The 22679-nt window shown below is 62.6% G+C and carries 19 protein-coding genes and 4 pseudogenes; 9 read left to right on the top strand and 14 right to left on the bottom strand.

Annotation, left to right across the window (positions count from 1 at the left end):
* The first annotated feature begins 3 nt into the window (after positions 1-3).
* Complete coding sequence (locus tag G5S35_RS31630; protein WP_183040450.1) at positions 4-231, top strand: hypothetical protein; 228 nt, start codon at positions 4-6, stop codon at positions 229-231.
* Positions 232-240: 9 nt separating this feature from the next.
* Here G5S35_RS31630 and G5S35_RS39745 read toward each other — a convergent pair.
* The 6 genes and pseudogenes from G5S35_RS39745 to G5S35_RS31595 all read right to left on the bottom strand — a co-directional run bounded on the left by G5S35_RS39745 (position 241) and on the right by G5S35_RS31595 (position 6875).
* Positions 241-1038, bottom strand: a pseudogene (locus G5S35_RS39745) (ABC transporter permease).
* A gap of 206 nt (positions 1039-1244) precedes the next feature.
* Positions 1245-2786, bottom strand: coding sequence for a sugar ABC transporter ATP-binding protein (locus tag G5S35_RS31615; protein ID WP_183040448.1), 1542 nt, complete (start codon positions 2784-2786; stop codon positions 1245-1247).
* Positions 2776-3738, bottom strand: coding sequence for a substrate-binding domain-containing protein (locus G5S35_RS31610; RefSeq protein WP_074984977.1), 963 nt, complete (start codon positions 3736-3738; stop codon positions 2776-2778). The genes G5S35_RS31615 and G5S35_RS31610 overlap by 11 nt, the downstream gene beginning before the upstream one ends.
* Positions 3739-3789: 51 nt before the next feature.
* The gene (locus G5S35_RS31605; protein ID WP_202035050.1) at positions 3790-5148 is read right to left on the bottom strand and encodes an MFS transporter; all 1359 of its coding nucleotides are present in this window, start codon (positions 5146-5148) and stop codon (positions 3790-3792) included.
* A 41-nt stretch (positions 5149-5189) separates the two neighbouring features.
* The gene (locus tag G5S35_RS31600) at positions 5190-5867 is read right to left on the bottom strand and encodes an RraA family protein (protein ID WP_065059106.1); all 678 of its coding nucleotides are present in this window, start codon (positions 5865-5867) and stop codon (positions 5190-5192) included.
* 27 nt (positions 5868-5894) lie between these two features.
* The gene (locus tag G5S35_RS31595; protein WP_183040447.1) at positions 5895-6875 is read right to left on the bottom strand and encodes a C-terminal binding protein; all 981 of its coding nucleotides are present in this window, start codon (positions 6873-6875) and stop codon (positions 5895-5897) included.
* A gap of 204 nt (positions 6876-7079) precedes the next feature.
* Here G5S35_RS31595 and G5S35_RS31590 point away from each other — a divergent pair, with 204 nt between their 5' ends.
* The gene (locus G5S35_RS31590) at positions 7080-7826 is read left to right on the top strand and encodes an IclR family transcriptional regulator (RefSeq protein ID WP_065059108.1); all 747 of its coding nucleotides are present in this window, start codon (positions 7080-7082) and stop codon (positions 7824-7826) included.
* A gap of 69 nt (positions 7827-7895) precedes the next feature.
* Here G5S35_RS31590 and G5S35_RS31585 read toward each other — a convergent pair whose 3' ends face one another.
* Positions 7896-8309 carry a helix-turn-helix transcriptional regulator gene (locus G5S35_RS31585; protein ID WP_124261303.1) on the bottom strand — a complete coding sequence of 138 codons (414 nt, stop codon included), beginning with the start codon at positions 8307-8309 and terminating at the stop codon, positions 7896-7898.
* A gap of 180 nt (positions 8310-8489) precedes the next feature.
* Positions 8490-8864, bottom strand: coding sequence for a hypothetical protein (locus G5S35_RS31580; RefSeq protein ID WP_065059110.1), 375 nt, complete (start codon positions 8862-8864; stop codon positions 8490-8492).
* Positions 8865-9066: 202 nt separating this feature from the next.
* Between G5S35_RS31580 and G5S35_RS31575 the strand changes: the two genes are divergently transcribed.
* From G5S35_RS31575 to G5S35_RS31565, 3 genes are all read left to right on the top strand, one after another.
* Positions 9067-10137, top strand: a complete 1071-nt coding sequence (locus G5S35_RS31575; RefSeq protein ID WP_244145692.1) for a DNA topoisomerase IB — start codon at positions 9067-9069, stop codon at positions 10135-10137.
* 103 nt (positions 10138-10240) lie between these two features.
* Complete coding sequence (katE, locus tag G5S35_RS31570; RefSeq protein WP_183040446.1) at positions 10241-12358, top strand: catalase HPII; 2118 nt, start codon at positions 10241-10243, stop codon at positions 12356-12358.
* Between the two features lie 118 nt (positions 12359-12476).
* Positions 12477-13232, top strand: a complete 756-nt coding sequence (locus G5S35_RS31565) for a CHAD domain-containing protein (RefSeq protein ID WP_237181910.1) — start codon at positions 12477-12479, stop codon at positions 13230-13232.
* Between the two features lie 99 nt (positions 13233-13331).
* On the opposite strand, the gene G5S35_RS31560 is transcribed toward G5S35_RS31565, so the two are convergent.
* Positions 13332-14282, bottom strand: coding sequence for a sulfonate ABC transporter substrate-binding protein (locus G5S35_RS31560; RefSeq protein ID WP_183040444.1), 951 nt, complete (start codon positions 14280-14282; stop codon positions 13332-13334).
* Positions 14283-14464: 182 nt separating this feature from the next.
* Positions 14465-14839 carry a VOC family protein gene (locus tag G5S35_RS31555; RefSeq protein ID WP_183040443.1) on the bottom strand — a complete coding sequence of 125 codons (375 nt, stop codon included), beginning with the start codon at positions 14837-14839 and terminating at the stop codon, positions 14465-14467.
* Between the two features lie 162 nt (positions 14840-15001).
* On the opposite strand from G5S35_RS31555, the gene G5S35_RS31550 reads away from it, so the two are divergent.
* Complete coding sequence (locus G5S35_RS31550; RefSeq protein ID WP_237181908.1) at positions 15002-15502, top strand: MFS transporter; 501 nt, start codon at positions 15002-15004, stop codon at positions 15500-15502.
* A gap of 235 nt (positions 15503-15737) precedes the next feature.
* On the opposite strand, the gene G5S35_RS31545 is transcribed toward G5S35_RS31550, so the two are convergent.
* Positions 15738-17828, bottom strand: coding sequence for a sensor domain-containing protein (locus tag G5S35_RS31545; RefSeq protein WP_065059116.1), 2091 nt, complete (start codon positions 17826-17828; stop codon positions 15738-15740).
* Between the two features lie 528 nt (positions 17829-18356).
* On the bottom strand, positions 18357-18998 hold the full coding sequence (locus tag G5S35_RS31540; protein WP_065059117.1) for a LysE family translocator: 642 nt from the start codon (positions 18996-18998) through the stop codon (positions 18357-18359).
* A gap of 443 nt (positions 18999-19441) precedes the next feature.
* On the opposite strand from G5S35_RS31540, the gene G5S35_RS31535 reads away from it, so the two are divergent.
* Positions 19442-19654, top strand: a complete 213-nt coding sequence (locus G5S35_RS31535; protein ID WP_110326245.1) for a hypothetical protein — start codon at positions 19442-19444, stop codon at positions 19652-19654.
* 165 nt (positions 19655-19819) lie between these two features.
* On the opposite strand, the gene G5S35_RS31530 is transcribed toward G5S35_RS31535, so the two are convergent.
* Together G5S35_RS31530 and G5S35_RS31525 are read right to left on the bottom strand one after the other, a co-directional pair.
* Positions 19820-20227, bottom strand: coding sequence for a hypothetical protein (locus tag G5S35_RS31530; protein ID WP_183040441.1), 408 nt, complete (start codon positions 20225-20227; stop codon positions 19820-19822).
* Positions 20228-20380: 153 nt separating this feature from the next.
* Positions 20381-20716, bottom strand: a pseudogene (locus G5S35_RS31525) (aldo/keto reductase); the annotation flags it as partial.
* A 103-nt stretch (positions 20717-20819) separates the two neighbouring features.
* Here G5S35_RS31525 and G5S35_RS31520 point away from each other — a divergent pair.
* Positions 20820-21081, top strand: a pseudogene (locus tag G5S35_RS31520) (IS110 family transposase); the annotation flags it as partial.
* 161 nt (positions 21082-21242) lie between these two features.
* Positions 21243-22325: pseudogene (locus tag G5S35_RS40430) on the top strand (transposase).
* The last annotated feature ends 354 nt before the right edge of the window (positions 22326-22679 follow it).

Here is a 22679-nt window from a genome sequence, read left to right as displayed (position 1 = left end):
ATAATGAATTTCGAATCCGACAAAGTGCGCAGAGCGGAAATCTGCTCACAACTGAAGACGGCGTTGAAAGCCTGCCCGTTGATTGCCATTTTGCGTGGCATGACGGTGCAAGAGGCCGCCGATCACGCGAACGTGTTGTTCGAAGCGGTGTTTCGCGTGAGGGAGGCGCCGCTCGGCGCCGCTCGGCGTGAAGCGGCATCGGTATTGATGCCGCTTCACGCAACACGTTGAGGGAATCGATCAGCGACGCTTGTCGGTCACTTGACTGAGCATGACCGCGGCGACAATCAGACCGCCGCGCACGACATACTGCCAGTACTCCGAAACATTCAGCAGTGTCATACCGTTGCCGATCACGCCAAGAAACAGTACGCCGACAAAAGTGCCCCAGATGCGGCCCTTGCCGCCGAACAGACTGGTTCCGCCGATGATGGTCGCCGCGATCACGTCGAGTTCCATGCCCGTGGCCGTCGTGCCGGTGCCGGAGCCGATCTGCGAGGCAATCAGAATGCCGCTTACTGCGGCGAGACCGCCGGTCAGCACCAGCGTGGCGGTTTTGATCCACGAGACCTTGATGCCCGAGAGGCGCGCGGCCTAGGGATTGCCGCCGACTGCATAGACGGCCCGGCCGAACGTGGTGTAGTTCATCACGAAGTGCATGATCAGCACCACGGCCACGAAGACGAAGGCCGGAAACGGCAGGCCAAACAAGGCGCCGTTGCCGACAAAATCGAACCAGCCCGGAAACGTCGCCAGAGGATAGCCGCCGGTAATCAGGTTCGCGGCGCCGCGCAGCGCGGTGAACAAGCCGAGCGTTGTGATGAAAGTCGGCACGTTGAATACCGCTTTCATCGCGCCACTGAACGCGCCGCACGCCATGCCGCAGATAATTGCGGCACATGCGCCCAGGATCACGGCCGCGATGCTCCCGACGAACGGCGTGCAGGCGCCGACCACCCACGCCAGAATGCAGCCTGCCAGCGCCATGCCGGAGCCGACCGAGAGATCGATTTCGGCGCAGATGATCACTGCGGTCATGCCACAGGCGACGATGCCGAGCATGGAGATCGTCCGCATCACATTGAGCAGATTGGACAGCGTGGAAAAACCCGGCGCGTAGATCGTGAGCATCACGGCCACGAGAATCAGCACGACCTCGAGCATGTAGCGATACAGCAGACCGTTTGCAGGCTGCCGTGTGCGTGCGGGTGACGTTGTGGCGGTCAAGGTGCTGTCTTTGGCGTTCATTGCACGCCCTCCATCATGATTTGGTAGAGATCGTCGAGTGCGATCGTTTGCGGGTCCACCTCGGCCACGAAGCGCCCGTGGTGCATGACCAGAATGCGATCGCACACCTCGAGCAATTCCTCGGGTTCGCTCGACACGACGATCGCGCTCATGCCGTGCAAGGCCTTTTCGCGAATGATGTTGAAGATCTGCTCCTTCGCCTGGATGTCGATGCCACGGCTGGGCTCGTCGAAGAACATCACGCGCGGGTTCGTGTTGAACCAGTTGCCCAGCACTACCTTCTGCTGATTGCCGCCCGACATCGACGACACCGGCAATTGCGCGTCCTGCGCCTTGATGGCCATTTCAGCGATTTGCCGGCGCACCGGTTCCGCTTCCATCCGGCTGTTGACGAAGCCGAAGCGCGACAGGCGTGCGAGCCCGGCCATGCACAGATTCGCGTGGATCGACTGCGCCTGCACGAGCGCATGTTCCTTGCGGTTCTCCGGCGTGTAGCCAAGGCCGCGCTTTTTCATCGCGGAGGGCGAGGGCGAGTCGACGGTTTCGCCGTGCAGTTCGATCGTGCCGCCGTCGAGCGGGTCGGCGCCGAAGATCGAACGCAGCAATTCGGTGCGCCCGGCGCCGAGCATGCCCGCGATGCCCAGTACTTCGCCGCGCCTCAAATCGAAGTGGATGTTTTCGAATGCGCCCTTGCGATGCAGGTTCCGGACCGAGAGCGCGGGCTCGTTCGCACTGAGCTGGCGCGGCTGCACGCGCGCCGGCAAGTGATGCTCGCCGAACATCGCGCGCACGACGTCCTTCGGGCTCGTCTGCGCGATCGGCAGCGAACTGATGTGATCGCCGTCGCGCAGCACCGTGCAGGTATCGGCGATATCGAAGATCTCGTTCATGCGGTGCGTGATGTACAGCATCGTCACGCCGTGCGAGCGCAGGCGTCGCACCAGCATGAAGAGTCGCTCGACTTCGCGATGACTGAGCGCCGAGGTCGGCTCGTCGAGCAGCAGCACGGCGGGCGAAGTCGCGTAAGCCTTGACGATCTCGATCATCTGCTGCTGACCGACCGGCAGTGTCGACACCAGCGCGTCCGGCGAAATCTCCAGCCCGGTGCTTTCGAGCATGCGGGCAGCGTCCTCGCGCAACTGCTTCCAGTCGATGCCGCGCACCAGTCCTTTGCGCGCGAGCGGCAAGCGTCCGAGGAAAATGTTCTCCGCAACCGAAAGCGTGGGCACCAGCGACAACTCCTGGTGCACCATGCGGATGCCTGCGTCGAATGCATCGGACGGGTGATGGAAATCGCATTCCTCGTCGTTGATGATGAGCTTGCCGGCATCCGCGCGAATCGAGCCCGCGAGAATCTTCAACAGCGTGGACTTGCCCGAGCCGTTCTTGCCCATCAACGCGTGAATCTGCCCGGGCTCGAACGTATGCGTGAAAGGTTTGAGCGCGATGCTGGCGCCAAAGCTTCGCGACAGACCGCGCACTTCGATACGCGCGGTCGTGGCAAGACGGGCGCTTTCGCTGGCCATCTCAATTGACATTTTTGAGGCTCGCGGCGTAAGTGGCGAGCGTCTTGGGGTCGTCGCGGCTCAGCGGCACGGCGGGCACTTCGATGACCTTGTCCACCGGCTGACCCTTGACGGCCCTGAGCGCCGCCTTCACCGCTTCGCGGCCGATGAGCTTGGGCTGCGCGGCGGTGGTGGCCACCAGCACGTCGTCGTTGTCCTGGAGGAAATTCGTCAACTGCTCGGAACCGTCGGTGCCGAAGACGAAGACCTTGCCCTGCTTGTTCATGCGCCGCACGGCCTGGACCGCGCCCACGGTGCCGCCTTCGTTGGCCGCGTAGATCACGTTGATGTTGGGGTTGGCCGTGAGCATGTCGCTGACCACGCTCACGGCTTTTTCCGCGAGCCATGCATCCTGTTCCGCGACCACGTTGAGCTTGCCGCCCTTGCGTGCTTCGGTAAGGAAGCCCTGCGTGCGCGCGTTGCTCAACTCGGGCAACTGCGCCTTGAAGCCGATCAGGCCGACTGTGGCCGAGCCGCCGAGTTTCTCCTTGATGAAGCGTGCGGCGGCCTTGCCGGTTCCGCCGCCCATGATGGCGCCGGACGACCCCACGCGCGCGGCCGGAAAGTCGGCCTTGATGTCGGTGGTCCACGTGACGATCTGGACGCCCTTGTCGTGCGCGCGCTTGAGCGCGGGAATCGACGCCTGATCGCTGAGCGGCGCAATGACGATGGCCTTCACGCCACGCGCCACGTAGGTGTCGATCAGGCTGGCTTCTTTTTCGGCCTTGTTGTCGGAGTTGCCGTCGAGCAGGGTGACGTTTTCCGCCTTGGCTTCTTCGCTCATGCCGCGTGCGACGCTGCGCATGAACATGTCCTGCTGAAAGACGATACCGGCAATGGAGGTGTTGTCCGCGGCTTGGGTCGCGCCGGCCTGGAGGGCAAAGAGGGCCGCGGTCGCGAGCAGGGTGAGGTTGCGTAATTTCATCGTCGACGTCCTTGATTGTTGGAGAGTGGTTGGAGCGAAGCCACAGGCTGTTCAGGTAGCGGAGATCTGAATGGAGGCGTTCAGGGCGTCTTCGGACGCGGCGATGATGGGCTGGCGCACGAACCAGTGATAGATGCCAGCGCCCAGCACCGAAACGAACGCCGATATGACGAACACCGACGCGAACGACCCCGTGGCATCGACGATCACGCCCGCGACGAGCGGCGAAACCGTCGCGCCGAGAAAACCGCCGAAGTTTTGCACCGCACCGACCGAAGCGACCGTCGACGCCGCAGTGACTTCGGCCGGCAGCGACCAGGCATGCGCCACGACCGCGCCGTTGAAGCCGAGAGCGAACGCCATCAGCAGAACGGCGAACGTCAGGCCTTGCGTCGCGCCGAAGAGGCTGTTGAGCGGCAGCAGCGCCAGCACGACGGCCTGAAGCAGCAGCGCGCCCACGAGCGTGACCTTCTTGGCGCGCAGCGTGCTCCAGCCCGGACGCGTGGCGAGCTTGCCGGAAAGCACGCCGCTGGCGAGATCGCCGATGATGGCGCCGATCCACGGCACGCTGGCGACGAGGCCGAGCGACGCGAATTTCACGCCGAACTGCTTGATGATGAAGAGCGGAATGAAGACGAGGAAGGTCTGGTAGACCCACATGTTGCAGAAGAAGCCCGCCATCATGCCCCACATGCTGCGTCGCTTGAACAGCGTGAGCCACGGTGCGCGCGATTCCGTTCCGGATAATAATTCGTGATCCTGATCGATCCATTGACGCTCTTCGCTGCCGAGCTGGCGGCAACGATTCACGTCGCGGAAACTCGCCAGAAATACGATGGCGACGACAATGCCGGCTGCGCCTGCAAAGTAAAACATCGTGCGCCAGCCGAGTTCCGCCACGACCCACACGAGCGCAAACGTCAGGAAGGCGGGGCCGACCTTCAGCGCCGCGTCCCAGCTTGCGTTGGCGATGCCTTGTTCGCGGCGCGGAAACCATTGCGTCACGATCTTGTTGGTGGACGGCAAGGACGGCGCCTCGGCGATGCCGAGCGCGGCACGGGCGCAGACGAACGCGCCAAGCGAATTCGAAATCCCCATCGCGGCCGTCGCCGCGCTCCAGACCATGACTGAAATGCCGAGCAGCCAGCGCGGTCCGAAGCGATCGACGAACCACCCAGCGGGCAATTGGCCGAACGCATAGAAGAGCGAAAACGCACTGCCGAGCAGGCCGATTTCGGTCGCGGTGATGCCGAGGTCGGCTTGCATGGCCGGGGCGGCGATCGACAGGGCGAGTCGATCGATGTTGTTCACCAGCGCGAGCAGGCAAAGCAGGGCGAGGACGTACCAGCGGCGTCGGCCTCGCGGTTTGGGCAGCGCGCGCATGGGCGCGTCTTTGAAATGAGTATGCATACGGTGTCTCCTTCTTGTCTCCCGGCCTGCTGGCGCGCGGACTAGATGCGGCCGAACTTCGCGAGCAGGTCCTGGAATGTCTTGCCCTCGAGAATGAGTTCTCGCATTTGCGCTTCATTGCGCGCGATGGTCGCGGCGCGTTCGTGAACCTCGGCCATCTGCGCGACCGGCACGACGGCCACGCCGATTTCGTCGGCGACCACGAGATCGCCGGGATGGACGATCACGCCGCCGCACGAAACCGGCACGTTGACCTTGAGCGGCTCGCGACGACCCGAGAGCGCCGTGTGCGCCTGGCGCGGGCCGACGGCTTTCGAGGAAATCGCGAAGTCGAGGAAGCGCGCCTCGTCGGTGTCCCGGCAACTGCCGTCGATCACCGCGCCGACGATGCCCGCGTTTTTCGCGAGACCCGTCATGAGGCCGCCCCAGATCGACGTTTCGGTCTCGCCGAATGCGTCGATCACGACGACGTCGCCGGGCCGCGCGACCGTGAAGATTTCGAGGCAGTCGACGATGTCGCCGGCCGTGAGCTGGACCGTCAATGCGGGGCCGATGATCTTGTGTGCGGCCGCACGCGGCTTGATATCGTGGCGCATGGTGCCGTTGCGCTCGAGCGCATCGGAGACCACGCAGGACAGCGACATGACGTCCGCCATCGCGACGAATCGCGCGATCAGGTCGGTATTCAGCTCGGGGCGCGGGTTGATGATGATGCTCATTTGAATTCCTGAAGTAGTACTAAAAGATCAGTTGCGATAATGCACCGCGTTAGGCGGCACCTGTCCGAGCAGCACGGCACGCACGTTTTCGGCGGCGACGCGGCGAGCCTCGTGCAGCGCATCTTCGGAAACGTAGGCGACGTGCGGCGTGATGATGCAGTTGTCGAGCGAGAACAGCGGATTGTCGTTCGGCGACCAGTCGGTCTGTTTGGCGGGTTCTTCTTCTGTGTCGTCGAGCGCCGCGGCGGCGAGCCGGCGGCTGGTGAGCGCGCGATGCAGCGCCGCGTTGTCGACGATCTTGCCGCGCGCGCAGTTGACCAGCAGCGCGCCGGGTTTCATGCGCTCGATGGCCGCTTCGTCGATCAGATGATGTGTCTCGGGCGTGTATGGGCACATCACGTCGACGAGATCGGCGTGACGAAGCAGTTCGTCGAACTCGACTTTACGCACGCCGTGCGAGTGCATCACGCCCGCCGAAACATACGGGTCGTACGCGAGCAGTTCCAGGCCGAATGGTTTGAGCTTGTGCGCCATGTTCTGCGCGATGCGCCCGAAGCCGACAAAGCCGAACACGCTGCCGCGCAAGCGCCGGATAGGCCGGTTCCACGCCGACCAGTGCCAGGTGCCGCGCCGCGTCGCGTCGGCGTAGGTGGGAATCGAGCGCAATAGCGTGAGCGCCATGCTGATGGAATGGTCGGCCACTTCTTCGAGGCAATAATCCGGCACGTTGGTCACGACGATGCCCGCAGCGTGGGCCGCCTTGACATCGAGAATGTCCAGGCCGATGCCGTAGCGCGCGATGACCTTGCACTGCTTGAGCGAGCCGATCGTATCGGCCGAAATCTTCGCGTATTGCTGCATCAGCGCGTCGGCGTCGCGCGCGGCTTGTGCGAGATGCGCGCCCGTGCGGTTCTGCAAGCCGATGACCTGCGCGCCGATGGGCGCCAGCACGGACTCCTCGATCGCGAGGTCGGGGTAGTCGTGATCGGTGACGTACACCTTGTACACGTTGATGTTCTCCTTCAAGGGTGAGATTGCGGTTAAATGTGTTGCGCTATACGCAACATAGATGTATATTTCGCAACACAAGGTCGACAGTACCCTTCGCAAGCCTTTGGGGCAACCAAGGGAAAACGCGTAGGCGTAGCCGCGTCGAGCGGATTGCTCCGCGACCGCCGGGCGTCTGTTCGAGAAAGAGAGAGGAGATACGACGTGTCACAAAGCATCGAGCGCGCGATCGAAGTGCTGGTCTTGCTGGGCGAAGGACCGCAAACGCCGGCTGAGGTCGCGCGGCGACTCGACGTCCATCGTTCGACGGCGTTGCGCATCATGGAGGTGTTGCAGGGGCAGCGGCTGCTGCGCAAGCTCGCGGATGGCCGTTATGGTGTCGGGCCGGGCATCGTCTCGCTGGCGCATCGCGCGCAGGACCAGTTCAATCTCGCGCAGCTGGCGCATCCGCATCTCGTGGCGTTGAGCGAGTTGCGCGATCAGACCGTGCATCTTGCCGAGCTGCAGCACGATGCGATCGTCTATATCGACAAGATCGAGCCCAAGCGGTCCATTCGTCTCACGTCGCGCATCGGTCAGGCGGCCTGCCTGCATACGGCGAGTGTCGCGAAATGTATTCTTGCGTCGCTACCCGAAGACGCGAGACAGGCGCTTTTCGAACATTACGTGTTCGAGAAACACACGCCGACGAGCCTGCTTTCCTATGAGGCGCTGGAGCGTGAACTGCGCACCGTGCGCGAGCGCGGCTGGGCGACCGACGACGGCGAGCGCGAAGACTACGTGACGAGTATTGGCGCGCCCATTCGCGATGTAACCGGACAGGTCGTGGCCGCGCTGTCGGTCATTGAGCTCAAGGCCATTCATGACCTTGGTTCGATGCAGCAATTGATGCTGGAGCCGCTGCTGGAAACGGCGAACGCGATTTCGCGGGATCTTGGCTGGAACAGCTAGCGTTGAGGGCTTCACGAATTGCCGCGTCAACTCCGCGCGCGACGTCGCGCGGACATCGCGGCATGGGCTCTAGCACGAACGCAATTGCTCGCAGGCGAGAATTGCGCGGATTTCCTTCATGCGCGCCCGCCAGGAACAGGGTGATTCGCCCACGAACTGCTTGAATACGCGACTGAAGTGCGCCTGATCGCTGAAACCATATTTCTGCGCGATATCCGACGTTTTCAGCGGCAGCGTGATCAGATCGCGTTGCGCTGCGGCAATGCGTTGTTTCAGCCGCCATCGATGCGGCGTCTCTCCCACTTTATCCCTGAAGGCGCCGAAGAAATGCGCCTTCGACATGTGCATGCATGCGGCGACATCGGCGATCGCCATCCCGCCGCACAGATCGGCGCCGAGAAGATGCAATGCGCGCGCGACCCAGGAGTCGTCCGCCGTCGCGCGTGGACGTAAGGCGTCTTCTGGCGGGTTCGGTGCTTTCACGGTGCGTGGGTGTGGGCTTGGGGAGTCTATCGGTCGACAGACTCTGCACGACCCGTCGTTCCGCGTAAATAGACCGCCGGTCAAAACACTCTTGACCGGAAATCAAGGACGCGCGCAGGCGCACGCGCATCGAGACCGCAGTCGCGCGCGAGATCCACACGGCAGGCCGTGCGCCGCCGATCAAGCGCCGTTTCCACCTTGCACGGCGACGGCGCCCGTGCAATCGATCAGCGCAGTGAAATTCGGCGTAGCCGCGTTTTGATCCGGCGTTCGAAAAGGGACGACCCAGTGACGTGCTTCGTCGTCCCAGTGAGCGCCCGGCTGAATCGCGAACTGCTTGCTGGCGAACGCGGGCGCAGTCGCGCCGGCGATCTTGCCTCTGAGCGCTTTCTCGCGCCATTGCGGCGGATTGTCGGCGCACAGGCCGGCTTCGGCGGGCTTACGGGACCACGGTTTCATTTCGGCGAGCACGAAGGTGGTGATCAGCAGGGCTGCGCAGACGAGCGCGGCGAGGGTCGAGTTCTGGCGCGAGCGGCGACGGACGGCTGGCTGCATGAAAACTCCTGGGTGGCGAGGGGCACGACGCCCCGTTGCAGGTAGGTACATGCTTCAGAGCGCAAGCACGATGCCCGTGAGATTCGCCGATGCGGTTGACGTCGACGGCAACGCCCACGCCGCGCGGCGGCACGTGAATTGCTGGCGCGTTGTCGAACACGAACAACACGCGCGGGAGGCGAGGGTGACCAGACATCAAGTATTGACCGACGTCCCCGAACGACTCGCTGTCGTTCGCAAGGCCGTGGCGGACGAGCTTCCCTGCGGGCTGCGTTATGTCGACGACTCGCGCCGGGGCTACACGCGCAAGCGCAGTCGCAGCGGTTTCGTGTACTTCGATACACGCGGCAAGCGCATCGACGGCGAGCGCGAAATCCGCCGCATTCGTGCGCTGGCCATTCCGCCCGCCTATACCGATGTCTGGATCTGCCCGGATGCGCGCGGCCATCTTCAGGCGACCGGTCGCGACGCACGCGGGCGCAAGCAGTATCGCTATCATCCCGAGTGGCGCGCGACCCGCGATGCCGATAAATACGAGCGTTTGCTCGCGTTTGGCGCGGCGCTGCCGAAGCTGCGCGCCTGCGTCGAACGCGATCTCGCGCTCGACGGCATGCCGCGCAACAAGGTGCTGGCGACCGTGGTGCGTCTGCTCGATACGACGCTGATCCGGATCGGCAGCGAAGAGTACGCGCGAGACAATCGCTCATACGGATTGACGACGCTGCGCAAGCGGCATCTGACCGTGTCGCCGAAGGGGCTGCGCTTCCGGTTTCGCGGCAAGAGCGGCATCGAACACGACGTCGCCGTGAGCGACCCGCGCGTGGCGCGCATCATGAAGCGCTGTATGGATTTGCCGGGCCAGGAGCTGTTTCAGTATCTCGATGCGGACGGCACACGGCACGTCGTCGACTCGGCGGACGTCAACGATTATCTGCGCGAGGCGACCGGCGCGGAATTCACAGCAAAGGACTATCGAACGTGGGCAGGCAGCGTGTTCGCGCTCGCGGCTTTAAGGAAGCTGGAGTGGGCGACGGTGACCGAGGCGCGTTCGCAACTGGTCAGCACCATCAAGGCGGTCTCGCAACTGTTGCGCAATACGCCGGCTGTGTGCCGCAAGTGTTACGTGCATCCGGCCATCATCGCGGCATTCGAAGCCGGTGAACTGGCTGCGGCGATGGGCATTTCACGCCGGCGCGGCTTGAAGAGCGATGAGGCCGCGCTCGTGATGTTTCTTGGCAAGTATGCGAAGCCAGTCGTGAAACGTGCCGCATGAATGCACTGCGAAGCTTGCCCCGGAGCGCGGGGCTGGCGCGCTGCTTGTGCGTAGCATGGCATAGGGATTGCGCTGAAGGTTGGCTCACTTTCAGGAGGCACCCATGCCACATCGCAATCGTCCCCATAGCAAAGACTCCGCACCATCGAACGGCGCCGCCCAGACGGACGCCAAGTCGCAGAGTCTGGAGCCCTTTCGCTCGCGCGCGGAGGGTGAAGCGTTGCGCACCAATCAGGGCGTCAAGATCGCCGATAACCAGAATTCCTTGCGCGCCGGTCCCCGTGGTCCCTCGCTTCTCGAAGATTTCATCCTGCGCGAGAAAATCACGCATTTCGACCACGAGCGCATTCCGGAACGTATTGTGCACGCACGCGGTTCTGCCGCGCACGGCGTCTTTCAGGTCTATGAATCGCAAGCCGATCTCACCCGCGCCGATTTTCTGCAGGACCCCGCGAAACTGACGCCTGTCTATGTGCGGTTTTCGACTGTTCAAGGTCCGCGCGGCTCTGCCGATACCGTGCGCGACGTGCGTGGTTTCGCCACCAAGTTTTATACCGATGAAGGCAATTTCGATCTCGTCGGTAATAACGTGCCGGTGTTCTTTATTCAGGACGCGATCAAATTCCCCGATTTCGTTCACGCGGTCAAACCGGAGGCGCCCGATGAAATGCCGACGGGCGCCAGTGCGCACGATACTTTTTGGGACTTTGTCTCGCTTGTGCCCGAAAGCGCGCACACGGTCATCTGGGCCATGTCGGACCGCGCGATTCCGCGCAGTCTGCGAACGATGGAAGGGTTCGGCGTACACACGTTTCGCTTCGTCAATGCGAAAGGTCGGGCGCGCTTCATCAAATGGCATTGGCGTCCTGTGCTCGGTTCCTATTCGCTGATCTGGGACGAAGCGCAGAAAATCGCCGGCAAGGACCCCGATTTTCATCGGCGCGATTTGTGGGAAGCGATCGAGCGCGGCGATTATCCGGAATATGAACTGGGCGTGCAGATCATCGAAGAGGAAGACGAGCACAAGTTCGGTTTCGATCTGCTCGATCCGACCAAACTCGTACCGGAAGAACTGGTGCCGGTGAAGATCATCGGCAAGATGACGCTCAATCGCAACCCGGATAATTTTTTCGCGGAAACCGAGCAGGTCGCGTTTCATCCCGGGCATATCGTGCCGGGCATCGATTTCACGAACGATCCGCTTTTGCAAGGGCGATTGTTCTCGTACACCGATACGCAGATCAGCCGTCTGGGCGGCCCGAATTTCCACGAGATTCCGATCAATCGCCCCGTGTGCCCGTACGCGAACAATCAGCGCGACGCCATGCATCGGCAAACAATCAACGTGGGGCAGGCGTCTTATGAGCCCAATTCGGTCGGCGACGGCTGGCCGAAGGAAACGCCGCCGGCCAAAGGTGGTTTCGAAAGTTATCAGGAGCGCGTGGACGGCACCAGGATTCGCGTGCGCAGCGAGTCGTTCGCCGATCACTTTTCACAGGCGACGATGTTCTATCACAGCATGTCGACGCCGGAAAAAGAGCACATAGTGGCGGCGTATACGTTCGAGCTGGGCAAGGTCAAGAAGCCGGAGATTCGCGAGCGCGTCGTCAACGAGATTCTGGCGAATATCGATGCCGATCTCGCCGCCCGCGTCGCGCTCGCGCTCGGTTTGCCCAAGCCGAAGGCGGGCAAGAAAGCGGGCAAGCCGAATCCGGCCACGTCGCCTGCGCTCAGTTTGCTCAACCGCGCGCAGCCCGGCATCAAGACGCGCAAGATCGCCTTGCTGGCGGCGCCGGGTGCGGACGCCGCCACGCTCAAAACCGTGCGCGATGCGTTGGCGAAGGAAGGCGCAACGGCGCTGGTCGTCGCGCCGACGCTTGCGCCCATCGACGGCGTCGTGCCGGATGCCACGATTGCCGGCATGCCTTCGGTGATGTTCGACGCGGTGTTCGTGACGGGCGGCGAGACGGCGTCGCAAACGCTCGCGCAATCGGGCGATGCCCGCCATTTCGTGGCTGAAGCGTTTCGCCACCTGAAAGCGCTCGCCGCGATCGACACAGGACGTTTGCTGCTCGCGGCGGCGCAGTTGCCCGCGCAGGCGGACGGCGTGGCGCAAGGCGATGCATCGGACCTCAAGGCCGTGCTGAAGGCGTTTATCGAGGCGGCCGGCCAGCATCGTATCTGGACGCGCGCGGCGCAGGCGGAATCGGTGCAGGCATGATGGCGGCAGGTGCAAGGCGGCAGCGTCAAGCGAGGCGAAGATGAAACTGCGAAAACCCGGAAAGCCGAAGCCGCGCGAGAACGCGCAGACGCGCTTTTCCACCTGCGCAAAGCCGCTCGTGGATGAAGCGATCCAGCGTGCCGCGCGGCTCGACGAGAACGCCGACGAGCTGCACAAGCTGCGGGTGGCGTTGCGGCGCCTGCGCACGCTTTTGTGGGCGTGGCGTCCGCTGCTCGACCGGGAAAAGGTGGCGGTCGAGCGCGCCTATCTGAAGCGCGCGGGCATGGCGGCGGGCAGCGCGCGCGATTGGGATATCGCGTTGCAGTTGCTGGGTGAGGACGCCGACAAGTCCGCGCCTGTCGGCGAACGCATGCGGGTGGCGCGCGCCGAGGCCTGCGAACGGGCGCGCGCGACGCTCGCCGCCACCGGCCTCAAACCCGCCTTGCGCGAGATGCTGCACACGACGAATCGCGAGTTGAATACCGCTCATGAGCGCGTGCCGGTCAAACGTTTTGCGCGCGAGCGGGTGCGGGCCGCGCAACGCGCCCTGACAAAGCGCGAGCGACGGGCGAAGCGCGCGAAGCGTGACGATTACGCCGCGTGGCACGACGTCCGCAAAGCAGCGAAGCAATTGCGTTACTTGCTGGAGTTTTTTGCTGCCGATTTGCCGCGTCGCGAGGTGAAGCGTCTGAAGTCGCTCAAGAAGCTGCAAAAGCGCTTTGGGGCGCTCAACGATGCGGTATCGGTGACACACCTGGTCGATGCTCATCGCGAAGTCTTTGCCGATGCAGCCAGCCGCGACGTCACGCTCGCGGCATTGGCGCGCACGCGCAAGCGCAGGATGCGCCGGGCGCGGAAATTGATCGGCGCATAAGGGTCGTTCCGATCCCGGCGAGCGGGTTCGCTGCGCGCGCCGCTTGACCCGCGCGCAGCCGCTTGCAGCCGTTTGCAATCGAGAACCCGCTTTCGCGGCTCAGGCGAGCAAGGCGTCCTTCGTCACGATCTTGCGCGGAATGAGTTTGAGTTCGTAGAAGGTATCGGCGATCTGCTGTTGTTGCGCGATCACTTCTGCATCGATCGGCTTGTAGATGTGCGCGTAGTGCTTGAGGCCGCTCTCGATGATCGTGGCGTCGAGCCCCTGGATCGGCGCAAGTTGTGCGGCCGCCGCGGCAGGATTGGCGCGAACCCATTGGCCCGTTTTGCAGAGTTCGTCGAGGGCGATCGCAATCGCGTCCTTGCGCTTTTGCGCGAATTCGCGCTGACTCAGGAAGAATTGATGATGCTGGGCGATGCCGTTCGCGTCGGTGATGAGACGGGCGCCGTCCTGCGCCTCCACCGCCGCGAGGAACGGGTCCCACACTGCCCACGCGTCGATCGAACCGCTTTGCAGCGCGGCGCGCGCATCGGCGGGCGCGAGGTAGACGGGCTGGATATCGCTCAGCGCGATGCCGTTCTTCTGCAGCAGCGCGACGAGGAACCAGTGCACGTCCGATCCCTTGTTCAAGGCGATTTTCTTGCCCTTGAGTTCGGCAACGGTCTTGATCGGCGATTGCTTGCCGACCACCAGACCTTCGGCGTGGGGCGTCGGCACTTCGTAGGCGGTGTAGACAAAGTCCGCGCCGGCGGCCTGCGCGAAAACCGGCGGCGCTTCGCCCACGTAACCGAAATCGATCGCGCCGACGTTCAAGCCTTCGAGCAGTTGCGGCCCCGCCGGGAACTCGTTCCACGTCAACTTGATGCCGAGCGGCGCGAGGCGCTTTTCGAGCGCGCCGTTCGCCTTGAGCAGCACCAGCGTGCTCGCGGCCTTCTGATAGCCGATGCGGAATTGATCGGGCTGAAATTTGGCCCAGGCGGGCAGCGCGGCGCCTGCGAGCGTGGCGCCCAGCGCGGCGAGTACGGTACGGCGGCGGTCGAATCGGGTCATGTTTTGCGGTCCATCGTCAAATCGGGCAGGTGCAAAATGTACCGTTTCGGCCGCGTTCCACGAAGGAATCTTCTACGCTAAGCAAATGACGCTGCCGGGATTGCGATTTGTCCGCTGCTGCGTCGATGCTTTTGTGACGACCGCGTGTCTTTTGCCCAGGTCGATCACGGCGGCCGGTTTCCTCAAACCCTCGGGCGAGAAAACACGTTGACGAGATTTCCGTCCGGGTCGCGCAGCAAGAGCGAACGATTACCCCACGGCATCAACGTGGTCGGCATGACGACCTGTGTGCCGCAGGCATTCATCCGATCGAACACCGCGTCGACATCCTCCACTTCGAACTCCAGAATCGCCGATTGATTCGCCGCGGCCGTGGCAGCACCGGCATTGAAACGCGCGATCAACTGCTCGGACGACATGGCAAGCGTCGCGCCTTCGAAGCGCATTTCAGCAAATCCATCGGCCGGACGTAGCGCTTCGAGGCCGGATAGCCTTTGATAAAACGCCACCATCCCATCGATATTCCGAGTAACAACACGAACCGATGCGAACTTCATTTCTTTGGCTCCTCGCCTGGAAAGGAAGCTCAGTCTAATGGTCGATACTGTCAATTTCCGGCAGTATCGTGCGGCTGGCGACGTGATTGCGCATGCGCCACTCGCGAAAGCACGCGGGGCTTCCGGATTGGCTGGCGAGGCGCGAGCCAGGGCAGCGCGGCGGTGATCGGCGCGCTCAGCGGCGCGGCGCTCTACGCGACCCTCGACACGTCGTCGCTCGAATCCTGGGGCTGGCGCGTGCCGTTTCTGCTCGGCTTGCTGATTGCGCCGGTCGGTCTCTACATCCGGCGACACCTCGACGAAACGCTCGAGGCGCGCGCGCACGAGACGCAACCGCTCACCGAACTTTTTGCCTCGCACAAGAGCAAGATCGTGCGCGGCGTACTGTCGATCGTCGCGAGCACGGTGGGCATGTACCTCGTGGTGTTCTTCATGCCGACCTTTCTGGTGCGCGTGCTGCACCTGCCGACCTCGCTTTCGTTGATGGCGGGCTGCGTATCGGGCGCGACCATGATGGTGATGTGTCTCGTCTCGGGGCTGTTGGCGGACCGCATGCGCGCGCGCAAACCGATGGCGCTCGCCTCGATCGCGCTCACGACGCTGCTGATTTATCCGGCGATCGCGCTCATGACCACGCATCCGGGCGTGCCGCTCGCGCCGTGACGACGAGTTGCGCGGTGCCGCCAAACAACGCCCTGGAGGATACGCAGCCAGCGGTTGCGGCGTCCAATACTGTCGCTGGAGAATGCGATACCGAGTCGGTATCGCGTATAGATAGCCGGGGGCGGTCAATCCGGCAATGAGCGGGGCGTGAGTTGCGCCGTAGAAAATGCGGTTGCCGAAGAACTCTTCGCCTCGCGACCGTCAATATCGATGGCCTGCGATCGCCGCACGGCCATCACGCATGCAGATAGCGTTCGAGTGCAATGACGGGGGCCGGCTTGGCGAAGAAAAAGCCTTGCAGTTCGTGACAGCGCTCATCGAGCAACGCTTGCCGTTGGTCTCTCGTTTCCACGCCTTCGGCGGTAATCGGCAGATCGAGGCTGCGGCACAGCTCGGTGATCGCGTGGATAATGGCGGCCGATTTCGGATTATTACCGAGTCCATTCACAAAGCCGCGATCGATCTTCACGCGCGTAAAGGGAACGCTCTGCAGCAGCCCCAATGACGAATAGCCCTTGCCGAAATCGTCCATCGCGACACCCACGCCCATTGCGCGAATTTCGTTCAGAATGCGCGAGGACGTGCCGGACGATTCCAGCAATACCGATTCGGTGATTTCCACTTCGAGACGATGTGCCGGAAGCGCCGCGTTCGTGAGTGCGTTCGCGAGGATGAGCGTGAAGTCTGCGTGAATCAGCTGAGCCGGCGAAACGTTCACGCTCAGGCGAATATGCGCAGGCCAGAGCGCCGCGTCCCGACACGCCTTCTCCAGCACCCACGCTCCGAGTTCCGGCATCAAGCCTCGCTCTTCCGCAACCGGAATGAATTCGGCGGGCGACATGGGGCCCCGTTTGGGATGACGCCAGCGCAGCAGCGCCTCGCATGCGGTGGTGATGCCGCTATGCGCTTCGACGATGGGCTGATAATGCAATTCCAGCTGATTCGCGCGCAGGGCGTTTCGCAGATCGTCTTCGAGTTCGTTGCGCAGTCGGATCGGATTGTTCATGCCGCTCTCGTACAGGCGAAAGCAGTTGCGGCCCGCGCGTTTGGCCGCATACAGCGCGAGGTCCGCGCGTTGGAGCACCGTGCCCGCATCGATCCCGGCCCGCGCGTGAACGACGATGCCGACGCTTGCGCCGATGCTGATTTCATTGTTCGTGATTTCGAACGGCGCGGAGAGATTGTCGATGCAGCGTTGCGCGAGTTCCGCGGCGTCATTCACGCTTCGAAACGGGACTTGCAGAATCGCGAACTCGTCGCCGCTCAAACGGGCCAACTGGCCGCTCGAGCGCACGGCGCCGGCGAGCCGTTGCGCCACGGCCTTGAGCAGTTCATCGCCGACATGATGACCGAGCGTGTCGTTGACGGACTTGAAGCGATCCAGATCGAGAAAAAGCAGGGCAAACGGCTGCTCGGACGAGGCGCTTTCGGCCAGTTCGGACAAGCGTTGCTGGAAGCTCAAACGATTGGGCAGGTCGGTCAGGTGATCGTGATGAGCGAGATGAGTGATACGGTTTTCGGCGATACGCCGCTCGGTCATGTCTTCGATCGTGGACACCCAGCCGCCATCCGACAGCAGGCGCGTGACGACCGAAATGCTGCGGCCCAGACGGGCGACTTCCATCGTCGCCTGCTGCTGATTCGCTTCAAAACGCTGAACGTGCTGCGCGCGGACCTCTCTGGCCCACCCTGCCGCCTGAGCCTGGGACATGCCAGCGTGCTCGCCGATTCGCCGTAGCAGCGTGCTCAGCCGCATCCCTTCGAACAAGGTGCCCCCAGGGAGCGACAGGATGTGGGCGAACTGGTCGTTGGACACGACGAGGCGTCCGCGATGATCGAACAGACACAATCCATGCGCCATGTTGTCCAGCGCGAGATCCAGATTGCGCGTGGTCTCCTCGAGCGCAAGCGAGATCTCGCGCTTTTCGCTGCAATCGCGCGTAATTTTTGCGAAGCCGAACAGCTCGCCGGCATCGCCGTAGATCGGCTGGATGACCACGTGCGCCCAGAGCCGGCTTCCATCCTTGCGAACGCGCCAGCCTTCGGTCTCGAACTTGCCGGTTCGACGAGCTGTTTCGAGGCCGTACTGCGGCAAACCGCGATCGCGGTCCGCGGGCTCGTAAAAGCAGGAGAAATGCTGGCCGACGATCTCGGACGCCTCATAGCCTTTCGCCCGTTGCGCACCGGCGTTCCAGTTCGAGACGATGCCGTTCGTGTCGAGCATGTAGATCGCGTAATCGGTGACGCTTTCCACCAGCAACCTGAAACTGCGCTCATGGTCGCGCGTCGGCTTGTCCAGCGAGCGCTCTATGATGCGATCGCGCATTAAATTATCAGACCCGTGGAGTCGAGGTTCGCCGCCTGGGAGAGGCGCGAGGGAGACAGGTGCCCAGATTTGCGTGCCGTTCTGACGCACGCGCCAGCTTGCTCAGCTTTCATTTTTTTTGAAGATCTGATCTGTTTCGCGAGATGCCCAGTCGGAATATATGCGGCTTGGCGGGGCGCGTGCAATGGTTAAAAAGCACTTGTGGGCACGCAAACGTTTCATTTCGACGATTCAGCACCGAGGCTGCATTTTTCGTCGGCTCAAAAGCGTTCGGTAAGGGACGAGCACATGGACGGATGCCCCGATCCGCATTGGTCTGCGTTGGTCTGCGTTGGTCGCTTCCCTGTTGGACGCGCTCGATGCCGGAGCGAGGCGTCGGCAGGATGGGGGAGAAAGACGGCTGCTGCGGGGCGGAGATTTTGCGCTTTTCCACAGGACCTGCGGAGCCGCATGGCGCCGTGTGGGAAGAACTTCGATTCGCGGAAAGGAGCGGTTTTCCGCTCCGCTTCCGTTTCCGCTTCAGCCGAATTACTGCCGCATCAACGCCATCATCGCGCCGAAGCCGACGAATACGCCGCCCGTCACGCGATTGAACGCCTTCGCCACGCGGCGGCTCTTGAGCGTCGCGCCAATGCGCGTGCCGAAGCCCGCGTACACGAGATACCAGCTCACTTCGCAGACCGCGAAGGTCGCCACCAGCACGCCGAACTGCGGCAGCGTCGGGCGGCTTGCGTCGATGAACTGCGGCAGCAGCGCGGCGGCGAAGAGGATCGCCTTCGGATTGCTGCTGGCCACGAGGAAGCCATTGCGGAACAGCGTGGCGGGCGAGCGAGCCGGGCGGGCGGCGAGCGTTTCGGCTTCAGCGTTGCTGGCGGCGTGTTCTTCGACGGGCGCGCCCCAGGCCTTCACGCCCAGGTACACGAGATAGGCCGCGCCGATGAAGCGCAGCACGTTGAACATCGTCGGCCAAGCCTGCAGGAACACCCCGAGCCCGGCGGCGGAGACCGCGAGCATCAGCACGAGCGCGGACAGGCAGCCGCCCATGGTCGCGCTCGTGCGGCGCAGGCCGTACTGGGCGCCGTGCGACATGATCAGCAGCATGTTGGGACCGGGGATGGCACAGACGACGAAGACCGTGGCGAGGAAAAGCCACCAGGTATGCAGGTTCATTGCGACGGCGGACGTAAGAAAAAAGTAGGCGAAACGTCGATTATGCCAGTGCGCGCGCGTCCGCAGCGACCGGTCTCTGGCCGGCATCTGGCCAGTCATGGACCGATTCCGGGGCCGCAAAAGAAAAAAGCCCGCGATGAAGGCGGGCTTGAACCACGTCGATAGAGACATGGAGGAGACGAATCCAGTATAGGCAGGGCTTTGGCGAGGATCAATATTTGTCTGCGGATTCAACCGTTAACCATTGTTAAACAAGGAGATTTATGATTGCTCTGCCAGTCGGTCGCGCCCAGAATGCATCAACGCCGATGCTCGGCGAGCGTGGCGAGCGCAATGGGAGAAAGGTGCGGCGGCAACGGTGTCTGTGTGCGGCCCGCATCTCGACAGGCAGGCAGCAGGGATGGACAGCAGTGATCGGAAATCGGGCAAACCGGAGGGGTCAAATGGGCATTCTGGACAAGTTGGGTGAAGTGGCTGGCGCGGTGGCCGCGGTGGAAGCGGCTGAGAAAGTCGATCCGAACGCGGGCTTTTTGACGAAGGCGGCCGCCGCGGTCGCGGGCTTCGAAGGCGCGGGGGCGCTCGAGAACATGGTCGAAAAGAAGGAAGATGAAAAGCAGGCCGACGACGACGCGGCCGCCACGGATTCGCAAACCTGAGCCGGCGCAGGCGAAGTTTCCGCCTTGATGCTCGGTGATGCGCCGTGATTCACGGCAGCCGGGAGTGACAAGCGCTCATGCACCGCGGTCTTCGGGCCGCGTTTTTTTTATCCGCAATCGATGCGTCAACGTTGCGTCATCTTCGATCGACCGGATTAGCGGCGCTCACTGCTTCACGAAAACAAAATCGCAATGCCGCGTGGTGGTGCGCTGGCCGCTGCCCGAAGCCGCGTCGAAATGCGCGCTCACTTCGTACGTGTACGGCGTGCGCGGCTGCGGATGACCGACCGCATACGCGGGCGCATTCGTGAGTCCATTCGCCATGAGCGTGGAGGAACCGTCGGGCTCGATCTTGCCGTCGAGCGTGAGCCAGCCGCCTCCGTCCTTCACGCCATGTTCGCCATGCAGCACGCCCTGCACCACGGTGGCGGGGAATTGCCAGGTATAACTCAATGTATTGTCAGGCGCGGACGGGCAATTGAGCGTGACGTTCCACGCGCCGTCGAAGGGACCCGCGGCCTGGGCGTCGAGTCCGTAACCGAGTGAAACCGCGCAGGCGCCCAGTATCGCCATACAGCTTGCCGTCCTCGATCTGATGCGCAGCGTGTTCATCGCCGCTTCTCCGGTTTCGCGCCGTCATCGCGCCAAACCGTGTCTCACGCAAGGCGTATTCCCGCGTGCACGCTCACGCGGGTCGCCGTGATTCATCCGATCAGCCCTGGCGATTCACGCAGACGGGTTGCCGATCGCATCGAGTTTCGCGAGCACGTCCGCGCTCAGTTCGAGATCCTGCGCGCGCAGGTTTTCGCGCAGATGCGCCCGCGACGACGTACCCGGAATCAGCAGAATATTGGGCGAACGGTGCAGCAGCCAGGCGAGCGCGACGCTCATCGGCGTGGCGTCGAGTGATCGCGCGAGGGTCGAGAGCGCCGTCGACTGGATCGGCGTGAAACCGCCGAGCGGAAAGAACGGCACCCACGCGATGCCGCGCGCGGCGAGCGCGTCGACGAAGGCGTCGTCGGCGCGATTGACGAGGTTGTAGTGGTTCTGCACGCGTACCACCATTCTATCGCTAGATGCCTATATTTTCATGCTGTTAGTGCTTAATACTTTAAACAATCGGGTAAATTTTCCAGCAATTTGCCAACGGTAACGGTTACTACTAGCCTGGAGCTACCGGCACCCAGCCGGCGTGAGCCCCGACATCCAGCGCCACCACGAAGGGATTTCCGAGCCCGTCATTGACCGCGCCTGCGCAGGTACGCCTATGCGAACGCTATCGCAAGCTCGTCGCACGCAGCAAGCAGAAGAACACCGCGGTGGTCGCGGTTGCCCGCGAACTTGCCTGGTTCATCTGGGACGTCAGCTGGCTTGCGATGTCACTCGCTGTCTGGCCCGAGGTGCGCATGGCGTTGCGCGAAACTTGAGCAATCACTGAGTTACGCCGACCACTCGAGAAGCAGGAGTTTCCTAAAGGCGGCGTCGCCCAGCACACTCACCAAGCTGACGCCTAAAATCAGCATTCTGAGGTTTGCCCACAGGAGAACATAATGCTCACCGATCAGGCATACACGGGTAGTGTTACGGACTGGTACTGGCAGTGTCGCTGGAACTGGCGGCAGCCAATTGGAAAGTCGCGTTTCACGACGGGCGGCGCGAAGAGCCGGTCGTCCACATCGTTGCACAGTCGCAGGCTGCGGCACGCCCGCAGGCGGTGTTGGACCTGATTGAGACCCACAAGGAAAGGTGGTCATTACCGACAGATGTACGGATTGCCGTGAGCTAAGGCCGGGCAGGGCGCGTTCTGGATCCGCCGCGCGTTTCGGGCCCGACGCATCGACTGCTACGTTATTGATCTGGCCGGTATTCCGGTTGAACGCCACCATCGGCGCGCCAAGAGCGATCAGCTCGATATCATAAAGCTCGTCATCAACTTGCGCGTCTGGCTGCGCGGCGAGCGCGATCGCATGCATTTCATTCGCGTACCGTTACCGGAGGATGAGGCATCGCGCCACTTGATGCGAGAGCGCGGCCAGCTACAGAAGGAAATCCTGCAGCACCAAGATCGCACGCGCTAGCTGCTGGCCGCACTCGGCTACTGGGAGAGACCGGCACGAGCGCGACGAAGGACGCTGCCACGACGGTGCACCGTTACCGCGCGAGCTGTATGAGCGGTAGCGGCGTGGGTGCGATCGGCTGGCCCCCCTCGAACAGCAACTTGCGGTGCTTGGGGCGACGCGAAAGACAAATGTACCAGTAGTCGCGCGCCTGCGTTTCGATGCGCTGGCGCGCCTGAAGGGTATCGGCGAAATGGGTGCCTTGCGCTCGAGCTCCTCTGGCGGGACCTCAGCAAAGGCCGCGAAGTCGGCTCGTGTGTCGGACTGGTGCCTAAGCCATACGACAGGGGTGAAAGCCAAGTCGAACAAGGGATCAGCAAACAGGCAAAACGGCGGGTACACGCGCTGCCGATCGAGATTGCATGGACTTGGCTGCGCTACCAGCCCGGTAGCGCATTAACAAAATGGCTTGACCGACGCACGCAGCGCACGGGACCAAACCGACGCGCGAGACGCATCGCCATCGTCGCGGTAGCGAGACTTCTTGCAATTACACTGTGGCGCTATCTGAAAAGGGAGTCATTCCTAAAGGTGTGGACCTTAAGGTAGATTAGGTATCCTTGTTTTTATATGAAAGGATAAAGAGTCTTGATTTGGCACTTTATTTGCGTAACAAATACGGTGAGAGTGAACATGCCCGTGATCGCGCTGGGTGCCGAAGCAACCGAATATTCTCAGATGGGGCATGTTCCCGGAAGAGATTCCGGCGTAGCGCGCAAGCAGGATAAGGCTGGTGACACGCCAGCGGATAGAAGGCGGTGAGATGCCGGTTCAAATTGCGAGCGAAAAGGCGACGTCAGACTTCGGCAACACAGGAGGCGCGGTATGAAGATGCCGGCGAAAGCGGTCTTGACAAAATTGCGCTCATAGAAGCTTGATCCGCTGTCGAGATGTACTGCTACATCGCC

Origin of the sequence: Paraburkholderia tropica (assembly GCF_014171495.1) — a bacterium.
In the GTDB taxonomy this organism is placed as follows: Bacteria; Pseudomonadota; Gammaproteobacteria; order Burkholderiales; family Burkholderiaceae; genus Paraburkholderia; species Paraburkholderia tropica.
The sequence above is the reverse complement of the archived record's forward strand: the minus strand, read 5'-3'. Positions and strand labels throughout refer to the sequence as shown.

What these genes read in the sequence shown, in the direction of transcription:
- G5S35_RS31630 (WP_183040450.1), top strand. Translation starts at nt 4, where the DNA reads ATGAATTTCGAATCCGACAAAGTGCGCAGAGCGGAAATCTGCTCACAA.
- G5S35_RS31615 (WP_183040448.1), bottom strand. Translation starts at nt 2,786, where the DNA reads ATGTCAATTGAGATGGCCAGCGAAAGCGCCCGTCTTGCCACGACCGCG.
- G5S35_RS31610 (WP_074984977.1), bottom strand. Translation starts at nt 3,738, where the DNA reads ATGAAATTACGCAACCTCACCCTGCTCGCGACCGCGGCCCTCTTTGCC.
- G5S35_RS31605 (WP_202035050.1), bottom strand. Translation starts at nt 5,148, where the DNA reads ATGCATACTCATTTCAAAGACGCGCCCATGCGCGCGCTGCCCAAACCG.
- G5S35_RS31600 (WP_065059106.1), bottom strand. Translation starts at nt 5,867, where the DNA reads ATGAGCATCATCATCAACCCGCGCCCCGAGCTGAATACCGACCTGATC.
- G5S35_RS31580 (WP_065059110.1), bottom strand. Translation starts at nt 8,864, where the DNA reads ATGCAGCCAGCCGTCCGTCGCCGCTCGCGCCAGAACTCGACCCTCGCC.
- katE (WP_183040446.1), top strand. Translation starts at nt 10,241, where the DNA reads ATGCCACATCGCAATCGTCCCCATAGCAAAGACTCCGCACCATCGAAC.
- G5S35_RS31560 (WP_183040444.1), bottom strand. Translation starts at nt 14,282, where the DNA reads ATGACCCGATTCGACCGCCGCCGTACCGTACTCGCCGCGCTGGGCGCC.
- G5S35_RS31555 (WP_183040443.1), bottom strand. Translation starts at nt 14,839, where the DNA reads ATGAAGTTCGCATCGGTTCGTGTTGTTACTCGGAATATCGATGGGATG.
- G5S35_RS31545 (WP_065059116.1), bottom strand. Translation starts at nt 17,828, where the DNA reads ATGCGCGATCGCATCATAGAGCGCTCGCTGGACAAGCCGACGCGCGAC.
- G5S35_RS31540 (WP_065059117.1), bottom strand. Translation starts at nt 18,998, where the DNA reads ATGAACCTGCATACCTGGTGGCTTTTCCTCGCCACGGTCTTCGTCGTC.
- G5S35_RS31535 (WP_110326245.1), top strand. Translation starts at nt 19,442, where the DNA reads ATGGGCATTCTGGACAAGTTGGGTGAAGTGGCTGGCGCGGTGGCCGCG.
- G5S35_RS31530 (WP_183040441.1), bottom strand. Translation starts at nt 20,227, where the DNA reads ATGGCGATACTGGGCGCCTGCGCGGTTTCACTCGGTTACGGACTCGAC.